Source organism: Micromonospora sp. KC606, assembly GCF_004348675.1.
Lineage (GTDB): Bacteria > Actinomycetota > Actinomycetes > Mycobacteriales > Micromonosporaceae > Micromonospora.
The window spans coordinates 1-10,405 of sequence record NZ_SMKN01000203.1; the positions used below are offsets into that span (position 1 = coordinate 1).

Sequence of the window (10,405 nt, forward strand, 5' to 3'; positions counted from 1 at the left end):
GCACACACCCCCGCGAGCGCACTCCCCCCCGCCGCAGCTTGCGGCACATCGCGGCCTCCACACGAGCCAATACCGCACCCCGCCGCAAGCCGCGAGCCAGTCCGGACCCCGGCCGGCGGCCGGGGTCCGGGGCCGGCGGCCGGGGTCCGGGGCCGGCGGCCGGGCCGGGGCCGGCGGACCGGGCCGCCAACGCCCGGACCGGCCGGCGGAGGCCGGCCACGGAAGCCGCGCCGGCGGACACGCTGTCGGTGGGGTCAGCGCGGTGGTGGGATGCGGCGACGTACATCCGGAACGGTCGCAGGGCCGGGCTGCCAACGGGCCACCCACGGGGCGTCTGCCGGTGGGGTGACCACACCCCCTTCCAGGCTGGCGTACCGGCCGGCGAGGATCCGCTTCGCGGCGGCCACGTCGACGGAGTCGGTGTTCTCCCACAGGGCGGTGAAGAGCTGCTCCACCCGGACCCGGGCCTGCCGGCAGAACAGGTCGGCCAGCTCGACGTTCTCCGGGCGGGTGTCCTTCTCGGCGTACGCCCGGACGCAGACCGCGCTCATCGCGAACAACTCCGCGCCGATGTCCACCACCCGGCCGAGGAAGGCCTGCTTGCGCTCCATCTTCCCCTGCCAGCGGGACATCGCGTAGAACGTCGACCGGGCCAGTTTGCGGCTGCACCGCTCGACATGGCGGAGATGCCCGGCGAGCGGGCCGAACTCGGCGTACGCCTTGGGGCGCTGTCCCCGGCCGACGGCGAGGGTGGGCAGCCACCTGGCGTAGAACGCTCCGGCCCTGGCGCCCGCCCTCGCCTTGCGGCCCAGGTCGGCGTCCGGATCGACGATGTCGCCGGCGACGGAGAGGTGGGCGTCAACGGCCTCCCGGGCGATCAGCAGGTGCATGATCTCGGTCGAGCCCTCGAAGATCCGGTTGATCCGCAGGTCGCGGACGAGCTGCTCGACGGCGGCCGGTCGTTCGCCCCGGGCGGCGAGCGACTCGGCCGTCTCGTAGCCGCGCCCGCCCCGGATCTGGACCAGTTCGTCGCCGATCTCCCAGGCCATCTCGCTGGCGTAGAGCTTCACCAGCGCCGCCTCGATCCGGATGTCGTTGCGGTCGTCGTCGGCGAGCAGGCAGCAGAGGTCCAGCATGGTCTCCATGCCGTACGTGGTGGCGGCCATGAAGGCGAGCTTCTGGGCAACCGCCTCGTGCTCGCCGACCGGCCGGCCCCACTGCACCCGGTCGGCGGCCCACTCCCGGGCCACGTGCAACGCCCACTTGCCGGCGCCGACGCACATCGCCGGCAGCGACAACCGCCCGGTGTTCAACGTGGTCAGGGCGATCTTGAGGCCCTTGCCCTCGCCGCCGATGACGTTCTCCTTCGGCACGAAGACGTCGTGGAAGCGGGTGACGCTGTTCTCCAGGCCGCGCAGGCCGGCGAAGGCGTTGCGCCGCTCGACGGTGATGCCCGCGCTGTCACCGTCGACCACGAAGGCGGTGATGCCGCCACGCCGGCCCTCGGCGGCGGGCACCCGGGCCATCACCACCAGCAGGGTGGCGACGGTGCCGTTGGTGGCCCAGAGCTTGACCCCGTTGAGCCGGTAGCCGGCGCCGTCGGGGGTGGGCTCGGCGAGGGTGGCGAGCCGGGCCGGGTCGGAGCCCACGTCCGGCTCGGTGAGCAGGAACGCGGAGACCTCGCCGGCGGCGAGCCGGGGCAGGAACCGCTGCTTCTGCTCGTCGGTGCCGAACATCTTCAGCGGCTGCGGCACGCCGATGGACTGGTGGGCGGAGAGCAGCGCCCCGACCGCCGGGCTGACCGAACCAGCCAACATCAGCGCGCGGCAGTAGTGCAGGTTGCTCAGTCCGAGCCCGCCGTACCTCCGGTCGATCTTCATGCCGAAGGCGCCGAGCCGGGCGAGCCCGTGGAAGACCTCGTCGGGGATCCGGGCGTCCCGTTCGATGGCGGCGCCGTCCACCTCGGAGCGAAGGTACGCCTCGAACGCGGCGAGGAACTCCTCGGCCCGCGCGGCGTCCGCCGGATCGGAGCGGGGCCACGGGTTGATCAGATCGAGCCGGAAGCGGCCGAGGAACAGCTCCTTGCCGAAGCTGGGCCGGTCCCAGGCGATCTCCCGGGCGGCCTCGGCGACCTGGCGGGCCTCCTTTTCGGAGACCTGCCCCGCCTCGCCGGGCAGTGGCCCGACGCCCTCGGAGGTGGATCGGCTGTTGTGTGTCGCGGTCACGGCTGCCCCCTCGAACCTCGGTCCGGATGCGTCGACGTGCTCGACACGAGCAACGCTACCCCCGGGTGTTACCCAGAGGTAGCCTTGCGTGCACGTCCGATTTACCGGCTCGTGACCGGCCCGGCGGGACGTTCGGCGACGAGGGCCCGCGGGTTGTCGTCATCGTCGTCATCGTCGTCATCGTCATCGTCCTCGCCCCAGTTGCGGCGGGCGAACGGCAGAAGCACCCAGAGGGCCAGCAACCACAGCGCGGTGATCCCGCTGAGCACGAAGGCGATCGACCGGTCGAGGATGAAGTCGGTGATCAGCAGCACCGCGCTGACCATCGCGATCAGCATGAAGGCCAGCCCGGCGGTGGCCATCCGATGGGCGAAACGCACCAGTTCCGGCTTGCGGCCCTGCCGGAACAGGGCCCGGTGGAAGGCCACCGGCGAGATGATCGCCGCCGTGGCCGCCGCCGCCGACAGCAGCGAGACGACGTAGATGTCCTTCTGGAAGTCGCTGGCCCGGGGAAAGCCGGAGCTGAACGGCAGGGTCAGCAGGAAGGCGAAGAGGATCTGCACCCCGGTCTGCGCGACGCGCAACTCCTGGAGGAGGTCGGCGAAGTTACGCTGCCAGCGCTGCCGCTCGGATTCCCTAGACACGCGCCACCTCCGGTAAGACGGTACCGACGGGACGGACCGCCGGCAGCAACGCTGTTGCCCCGTCACGGCACGCGCGAAACCAGCTCAGGAACCCCGGCGGATCCGCCCCGCGTACCGGGCCTCCAGCGCGGCGTCGTGCGCGGACGGATGCCAGGAGGTCATCCGCCCGGAGTGCTGCGCCGAGGTGATCGCCACCAGCCGGTGACCGCGCTCCTTCGCCAGGGACGCGAACTCCACCATCGTGCCGTTGACGCCGGAGTTGCCCCGCAAGGCGATCCGATTGGTCGGCACCAGGCCGCCGGCCCGGCTGGTCGATCTGGCGGCGAACATCCCAAGCCCGAGCCCGACGATCCCACTACCAGCGCAGACTCGGTCACCAAGCCAGCCGACAGATCAAGTGACGTTGGAGTAGTAGTCGCGAGCGACGGCCTGTCCGGGCTCAGGACGCCGCCCGACGATCAGCGACAGCTGGCGGGGATTGCTCGGGCGGTCAGCATTCTTGCGAAGCGTCTCCACAAGCGCAGGTATTTCGATGATCTGTCTTACGATCGCCATGGCCGCGCTCCCCACCGGCTGCGCCCGCCGCCCGGATACGCACGAACTCGGCGAGAGACGCTCTCCACTCGACCTCCGTCACGGCAGCCATTGTCCCGGCCTCGCCTCTGTGCAGCGTCCAGCGGAGGACCTGCGGCCCCGCCCATGGTCACGCTCCGGGGTGCAGCCCGAGCCAGCCCGGCGTGGGGTCGCCCTTGACCTCGCCGAAGTACAGGGCGAACGTCTGCTTCCAGCGCTCCACTTCGGCACGGTCGGCCATGAAGCGGGGGAAGCCGTCCAGGTGGGCATTCGGGTACTCCCAGATCGGCTTCAGCCCGCCCGCGGGAGTGACGTCGGTCCGTACCGACCAGCCGTTGAAGGCTCTTTGCTGCCGTTCGGCGGACAGCACCCAGTTGATGTAGAGCTTGGCCGCGGTCGGGCTCTTGGCCTGTTTCAGGATCGCGAGGCGCTGCCCCCACGCCATGAACGGATGCCCGTCGGCCACCGTCCACTGCACGGGCTCCGACGCCGGCGCCGTCAGCGACCCCGCCCCGCCGACACCGATCGCCGCCTGGCCGCCGTTCACCGCTTCCTCCGGTGAATCGGTGCCCCGCGCGAACTGCACGTCCTGTGCGGCCAGCCGGGCCACCCAGTCCCAGCCGTACCGCTCGGCGTACAGCTTGTAGAGATACAGGACCCCGTCGTCGTCATGCGGGTACGACGAGGCGATCTTCCCCTTCCACTTCGGGTCGACCAGGTCGAGCGGAGTGCGCGGCGCGTCCGAACCGACCGCCGCCGTGCCGTACATGAAGCTGAAGCCGATCACCGCGCCCGCCACCCAGGCGCCCTGCGGGTCCCGGAAGCGGTGGTGCAGCTTGGAGAACCCGGCGGGCTTGTAGCGCAGCAGATGGCCTTGCTCCTTCCAGCGCGCGAAGTCGTGCAAGGTCTGCAGCTGGACGAGGTCGGGGACGAGGCTGCCGGTTGCGAGCTGGTTGTCGACACGGACGTCGTGGAATTTGCTGTAGTCCGTGATAATCGTCATGTCGATGCCCGGGAAACGCCGGGTGAAGCCCGCCGCGATGAAGTCCCACTGGTTCGGCCTGTCACCGCCGGCGTATAGCACGAGCTTGCCGCCCTCGGCGAGGGCGGCCTGGTGCAGCTCGTCGAGCGTCCTGGTCTCCTCGGGGCCGGAGGCGCGCCGGGGCGCGGAAGGAGAGGCTGTGGCCGGAGCCGCAGCGGCAGCGAGACCGAGGGCGGCACCCGCGCCCGCGGCGAGGACGCGTCGCCTGCTGAGGAAGCTGGACATGTAGGAAAGACCTCTCTACTGGGGGAAGCACGAGACCCGGCACCATGGGCACGGGCCATAATTGGGGCGTGTGCCGAGTGCAGGTAGCGCGTGGTCCGTACAGAGTCTTCGGTACTCGGACGAACCACCGGACGTGGTGGCGATCCTGCCGCTATTCGCCACCGGCAACCAGCCACTGCTTTCCCTACGAGCGGTCTTCCTACTTCTGACAGGGACAGGCCATGGAGAGGGCAGAGCAGGAGTTTGCCCGGTTCGCGAGAAATTGGTCCGGTTGACGTAGACGGCGAGCCCCACCGCCGGATGCCGAGCCCACACCGAACGCCACCGCTTCCTCGCCCTCTGCGGCATCACACGATCAACCGGACATCCGAGAAACGCAGGGCCCTGGCATGCTGTCAGGGCAGGCCGCGGCATGTGCTGGCGAAAGCGTGCGCGGCGGCACGGGATACCGGCCGGGCCCGCAGACCGAGGCGTTGCGGCAGATCGTCGTCCAGAACTACTACCGCGACGCGGCAGGCCGCCTGCGCTGGCGCACCGCCGACGACGGCGGCCTGCCGCCCTCCTCGTCGGCGACCGCAGGCTCTACCTGCCGGAGACGACCTGGTGCGACCGGCCCGACCGTCTCACCGCCGCCGGTGTGCCGGACGATATCGAGTTCGCTACGAAGCCGGCCTTGGCCCGGCAGATGATCGCCGCTGCGTTACACGCCGGTGTGTCAGGTTGGGTGACCGGTGATGAGGTCTACGGCGCCGACCCCGGAGTGCGCAATGACCTCGAGCAACGCGGAATCGGCTACGTCCTGGCCGTCGGCTGCGACCGACGCGTGCACGTCAACGACGGCCGCACCCTCATCCGGGTTGACGAGGTCGCCGAGCGGATCCCCACCGCCGAGTGGCAGCCGCACAGTTGCGGCCCGGCGCGAAATCAGCTCCACTACCAAGTCCGCGGCTGGACCGGCTGGCACCGCCACGTCACCCTGGCCATGCTCGCCCCGGCCGTCCTGACCATCCTCGCCGCCCAGCAACCCGACACCGACCCGGAGATCATCGCGCTGACCGTCGCCGAGATCCGCCGACTCCTCAACGCCTTCGTCCTCGCCACACCGCTACCACCGGAGCACATCCTGCACCCGCGATCTCCATCGCCAGGGCCTCGGAGTGACCGGTGCCGAAGGCGTGGATCACACCGTCGGCCCGCAGCGCCTCGGCCAGCAGGTCGACGGCCCGGCCGACGGCCTCGCGCTGGCCGGCGGCCACCCGGCCAGTCGTCTCGGTGACCACCGCCAGGTAGCCCTCGACGCTCACCGTCATGCCCGCTCCGCCCCCTCGCCGCCGCCACTCGTCCCGTCCGGGCGGCCGAGGCCGCGTACCCGGGCCAGGATCGCCTCGACCAGCGGGGCCGGCGCCTCGTCGGGAATCCAGTGGGTGATGCCGGCCAGCTCGACGAAGTGGTACTCCCCCGTCACGTGCCGGGCACACGCCTCGGCGGCGGTCCGGCCGATCGCGGCGTCCTTGTCGCTCCAGACGTAGGTGGTCGGCACGGCGACCGGCCCGGCGGTGGCGAAGTCCTTCGGGGACATGGCCCGGTACCAGTTCAGCGCGCCGGTCAACGCGCCCGGCTCGCGCATCGGGTCGGCGTACCGGGCGACCCGGGCGGCGTCGCCGACGCCGGAGAGCATTCTGCGCAGGGCGGTCGCCCGCAACGCGAGCAGGACCTTCTCCGCCTTGCCCGGCTGGCGGAACAGCACCATGTACGAGGATCGGGCCTTCTGCTTCGGGTCGTTCGCCAGGGCGTACCCGAAGGCGGCCGGGTGCGGGACGGAGACGGCGGTCAGCGTCCGGACCCGCTCCGGGTGCCGCGCCGCCAGGACCCAGGCGACGACCGCGCCCCAGTCGTGCCCGACGACGTGGGCCGCCTCGGCCCCGAGGGCGTCGAGCAGCGCCACCGCGTCGGCGACCAGCTCGGGCACCCGGTAGGCGGACACCTCGTCCGGGCGGGCGCCCGGCGAGTAGCCCCGCTGGTCCGGCGCGTACGTGCGCAGGCCGGCGGCGTGCAGCGCCGGCGTCACGTCGTCCCACTCGCCGCCGTGCTGGGGAAAACCGTGCAGAAGGAGGACGGGTTCGCCGCCCTCCGGGCCGCCGGTGCGTACCTCGAACGTCAGCCCTCGCGCCTCGACCCGCATGATCGCCACCCTACCGACCCGGCCGCGTGTCGTCGTGCGTCGCCCGCGCCGGTCACCGGCTGGGCCGTTGCCGCAGGTCGGTGCTAGCGTCTGGGCCAGACAACTTCACCTCCGACAGGGGAGCGCACAGCGCTGAGAGTGCGGGCAGCCGCCCGCAGACCCTCGAACCTGATCTGGGTAATGCCAGCGCAGGGAGTTCGGTCGACCTCCAGCCGCGCCGCCGTCCGGCGACCACCGGGCGCGGCGTGCGTCTTCTCCTGGTTCGATCATTGGACTGGGAGCACAGCATGCAGCACACCGACAGCAACCGGTGGCGCACCATCGACATTGTCGTCGCGGCAGTGTTGGGAGTGGCCTTCGGCGTCATCTTCTGGGCCTGGAACCTCCTGTGGAACGGCCCCGCCGAGGCGATTCCCCTGCCCGGCCGCGCCGTCATCTACGGCGTGTGGCTGGTGCCGGCCGTGCTCGGCGCACTGGTCGTGCGGAAGCCGGGGGCCGCGTTCTTCACCCTGACCCTGGCCGCACTGGTCTCCGTGGCCCTCGGCAGCGCCTGGGGCTGGACTCTCGCCGTCCAGGGGCCGATCGAGGCGGCTGCGGCCGAGTTGGTCTTCGCAGCGGTCGGGTACCGCGTCTTCACGATGCCGACGGCGCTCCTGGCCGGCACGCTGGCCGGCATCGCCGCGGCTGTCTATGACGTGTTCGTCTGGTATCCAGGGACGGCGTGGGGCAGCTTCCGTCTGCCGTACATTCTGATCACCGCCGTCAGTTCGCTGGTCGTCGCCGGCATCGGCGGCTGGTACCTGACCCGCGCCCTGGCCGACACCGGCGTTCTGGACCGCTTTCCCGCCGGCCGCAACCGCCCCGCCATCTGACCCACCCACCGGCCCGCGTTGATCATGAAGTTGGCGGCGATACGGATCGCGGATGCCGCCGTCAACCTCATGATCTGTGAGATGGGGGGACGGCGGTGAGCGCGGTGCGGTTGCGGGGGTTCGGGTGGCGGCACGCGGGGCGCAGGCGGTGGGCGGTACGCGGGGTCGACCTGGCTGTCGAGGCCGGGGAGCGGGTGCTGCTGCTGGGGCCGTCGGGGGCCGGCAAGAGCACGCTGCTGGGGGCACTGGCCGGGCTGCTGCCGCTGGACTCCGGCGAGCGGGAGGGCAGCGTCGAGATCGACGGCCTGGACCCGCGCACCGCACGCGAGCGGGTCGGCGTCGTCTTCCAGGACCCGGAGTCCCAGCTGGTGATGGCCCGCTGCGGGGACGACGTGGCATTCGGGCTGGAGAACCGCGGGGTGCCGACCGAGGCCATCTGGCCCCGGGTGGACACCGCGCTGCGCCGGGTCGGCTTCCCGTACCACCGGGACCGGCCCACCGCCGCCCTCTCCGGCGGCGAGCAGCAACGCCTCGCCCTGGCCGGCGCGCTGGCGCTGCGCCCCAGTCTGCTGCTGCTCGACGAACCGACCGCCAATCTCGACCCGGCCGGCGCCGACCTGGTCCGGCGGGCGGTCACCGACGCGCTGGACGCCGACACCACCCTGATCCTGGTCGAACACCGGATCGCCGACGCGCTGCCGCTGGTCGACCGGGTGGTGGTGCTGGAGCCGGGCGGCGGAGTCCGCGCCGACGGCCCACCCGAGGCGGTCTTCGCCGCGCACGGCGACGCGCTCGACGCCGACGGGGTCTGGGTGCCGGGCCGCACCACGCCGCCCCGGCACGCCACCACACCCGCCGGGCAGGTGCTGCTCGCCGCCGACCGGCTCGGCCTGCCGCCCCGGCTGGCCCCCACCGACCTTGCGGTACGCGCCGGCGAGGCGCTGGCCGTCCTCGGCCCCAACGGGGCCGGCAAGTCCACCCTCGCCCTCCTGCTCGGCGGGCTGCTCCGCCCGGGCACCGGCCGGGTGTCGGCGACCGCCGCGCTGGCCGGAAAGGCTGCCCGCACGCCCCCGCACCGCTGGCCGGCCCCGGCGCTGGCCCGCCGGATCGGCTCGGTCTTCCAGGACCCGGAACACCAGTTCGTCACCGGCACCGTCTTCGAGGAGCTGGCGCTCGGGCCGCGCCGCACAGGTCAGCCGGAGCCGACGGTACGGGCCACGGTGGACGCGCTGCTGGAGCGCCTCCGGCTGGCCAGCCTGGCCGCCGCCAACCCGTACACCCTCTCCGGCGGGGAGGCACGGCGGTTGAGCGTGGCGACCGCGCTGGCCACCGCGCCCCGCCTGCTGATCTGCGACGAGCCGACCTTCGGGCAGGACCGGCGGACCTGGCGGGAGCTGGTGGACCTCTTCGCCGACCTGCGGGACGACGGCCACGGCGTCGTCACGGTCACCCACGACGCGGACTTCGTCGCCGCCCTGGCCGACCGCACGGTCAACCTGCGGCGGCCATGATCGGGGTGGAACCCGTCGCGTCGCCCCACGCGCCGCTGGCCCGACGCAACCCGGTGGCGAAACTCGCCGCCGCGCTGGTGTTCTCGATCATCCTGGTGGCCACCCTGGACCCGGTGGCCCCGGCGATCGCGATCGCCACCGAACTGGCGCTGCTGCCCCTGTTCGGCATCCGGTACCGGCTGCTGGCCCGGCGGGCGCTGCCGCTGCTGGCCGGCGGTGCCGGGATCGTGGTCACGCTGGTGCTGTTCGCCGCCGACCGCTCCGGCCGCGTGCTGCTGGACGCCGGCCCGGTCCTGGTGACCGAGGGAGTGCTGGTCACCGCGCTCGGCCTGGTGCTGCGAATGTTCGCGGTGGCGCTGCCCGGGGTGATCGTCTTCGCCACCACCGACCCCACCGACCTGGCCGACGCGCTGATCCAGAACGCGAAGGCTCCCGCCCGGTTCGCCATCGGCGCGCTGGCCGCGTTCCGGCTGGTGCCGCTGCTCGGGCAGGAGTGGCAGATGCTCTCGATGGCCCGTCGGGCGCGCGGTGTGGACGCCGGCCGCAACCCGGTGGCGAAACTGAGGCTCTTCGTCTCGACCGCGTTCGCGCTGCTGGTGGGCGCTATCCGGCGGGGCACCCGGCTCGCGGTGGCGATGGACGCCCGGGGCTTCGACGCCGGCACCCCCCGGACGGTCGCCCGCCGGCAGCACTTCGGCACCGCCGACTGGCTGCTGCTGGCGGGCGCGACGGTGCTGGCCGGCGGGGCGTTGGCGGTCAGCGTCGCACTGGGCACCTTCCGCCCGCTGCTCGGCTGACCGGAGGTTCCCGCCCGCGCCGCGACCACGACCCGGCCGGGCGCCGCCGACGACAGCCGGACCGACGGCCGCCCCGGCGCAGCCGCCGACGACAGCCGGCGCCCACGGCTGCCACCGCCGGCGCCGGCCGCCACCACCGGCCGTCGTGGCCGGTCAGCTGCGCCGGAAGGCGTACCGGCGGGACTGTGCCCGGGCGGAGGTAGAGCCACCGCGGACCGACCGGCCCGCCCACGAGGGCGGCGGGGTCGCCGGGGCCGGGGCCGCGACGGGCCGCTCGGAACGGCCGTCGGGCAGGGCGGCCGGGGTGGCGGGTGTCACGGCGAGCGTGTCGGGT

The 10,405-nt window shown here is 72.8% G+C and carries 11 protein-coding genes, 2 pseudogenes and 1 riboswitch; of the genes and pseudogenes, 4 read left to right on the plus strand and 9 right to left on the minus strand.

Going from position 1 to position 10,405, the window contains the following annotated elements; translation table 11 throughout:
- Nucleotides 1-254: 254 nt before the first annotated feature.
- The 5 genes from E1193_RS25910 to E1193_RS25925 form a co-directional block, all read right to left on the minus strand.
- Nucleotides 255-2,225, minus strand: coding sequence for an acyl-CoA dehydrogenase family protein (locus E1193_RS25910; protein WP_132185803.1), 1,971 nt, complete (start codon nt 2,223-2,225; stop codon nt 255-257).
- A 101-nt stretch (nt 2,226-2,326) separates the two neighbouring features.
- Complete coding sequence (locus tag E1193_RS25915) at nt 2,327-2,869, minus strand: DUF6328 family protein (RefSeq protein ID WP_132185804.1); 543 nt, start codon at nt 2,867-2,869, stop codon at nt 2,327-2,329.
- Between the two features lie 84 nt (nt 2,870-2,953).
- Nucleotides 2,954-3,199, minus strand: coding sequence for a hypothetical protein (locus E1193_RS25920; protein WP_243707902.1), 246 nt, complete (start codon nt 3,197-3,199; stop codon nt 2,954-2,956).
- A gap of 63 nt (nt 3,200-3,262) precedes the next feature.
- Complete coding sequence (locus E1193_RS32105; protein WP_165945828.1) at nt 3,263-3,424, minus strand: hypothetical protein; 162 nt, start codon at nt 3,422-3,424, stop codon at nt 3,263-3,265.
- 148 nt (nt 3,425-3,572) lie between these two features.
- Nucleotides 3,573-4,709 carry an ABC transporter substrate-binding protein gene (locus E1193_RS25925; protein WP_207922866.1) on the minus strand — a complete coding sequence of 379 codons (1,137 nt, stop codon included), beginning with the start codon at nt 4,707-4,709 and terminating at the stop codon, nt 3,573-3,575.
- A 412-nt stretch (nt 4,710-5,121) separates the two neighbouring features.
- On the opposite strand from E1193_RS25925, the pseudogene E1193_RS33425 reads away from it, so the two are divergent.
- Nucleotides 5,122-5,487, plus strand: a pseudogene (locus E1193_RS33425) (transposase); the annotation flags it as partial.
- Here the strand turns inward: E1193_RS33425 and E1193_RS33430 are convergent.
- From E1193_RS33430 to E1193_RS25945, 3 genes are read right to left on the minus strand one after another with little or no spacing between them, the layout of a single operon-like run.
- Entirely contained in the window at nt 5,425-5,733 is a 309-nt protein-coding gene (locus E1193_RS33430; RefSeq protein WP_243707904.1) for a hypothetical protein, read from the minus strand. The pseudogene E1193_RS33425 and the gene E1193_RS33430 overlap by 63 nt on opposite strands.
- A gap of 55 nt (nt 5,734-5,788) precedes the next feature.
- On the minus strand, nt 5,789-6,019 hold the full coding sequence (locus E1193_RS25940) for an SIS domain-containing protein (protein WP_243707903.1): 231 nt from the start codon (nt 6,017-6,019) through the stop codon (nt 5,789-5,791).
- Nucleotides 6,016-6,891, minus strand: coding sequence for an alpha/beta hydrolase (locus tag E1193_RS25945; RefSeq protein WP_132185807.1), 876 nt, complete (start codon nt 6,889-6,891; stop codon nt 6,016-6,018). Before E1193_RS25945 ends, E1193_RS25940 begins: the two co-directional genes overlap by 4 nt.
- Nucleotides 6,892-6,997: 106 nt before the next feature.
- A riboswitch (TPP riboswitch) is annotated at nt 6,998-7,104 on the plus strand.
- 74 nt (nt 7,105-7,178) lie between these two features.
- On the opposite strand from E1193_RS25945, the gene E1193_RS25950 reads away from it, so the two are divergent.
- From E1193_RS25950 to E1193_RS25960, 3 genes are all read left to right on the plus strand, one after another.
- Nucleotides 7,179-7,763, plus strand: coding sequence for an ECF transporter S component (locus E1193_RS25950; protein WP_132185808.1), 585 nt, complete (start codon nt 7,179-7,181; stop codon nt 7,761-7,763).
- A gap of 95 nt (nt 7,764-7,858) precedes the next feature.
- Complete coding sequence (locus E1193_RS25955) at nt 7,859-9,274, plus strand: ABC transporter ATP-binding protein (RefSeq protein ID WP_132185809.1); 1,416 nt, start codon at nt 7,859-7,861, stop codon at nt 9,272-9,274.
- Nucleotides 9,271-10,071, plus strand: a complete 801-nt coding sequence (locus tag E1193_RS25960; protein WP_132185810.1) for an energy-coupling factor transporter transmembrane component T — start codon at nt 9,271-9,273, stop codon at nt 10,069-10,071. The genes E1193_RS25955 and E1193_RS25960 overlap by 4 nt, the downstream gene beginning before the upstream one ends.
- Nucleotides 10,072-10,224: 153 nt before the next feature.
- On the opposite strand, the pseudogene E1193_RS32595 reads toward E1193_RS25960, so the two are convergent.
- Nucleotides 10,225-10,405 (minus strand): annotated as a pseudogene (locus tag E1193_RS32595) (hypothetical protein); the annotation flags it as partial.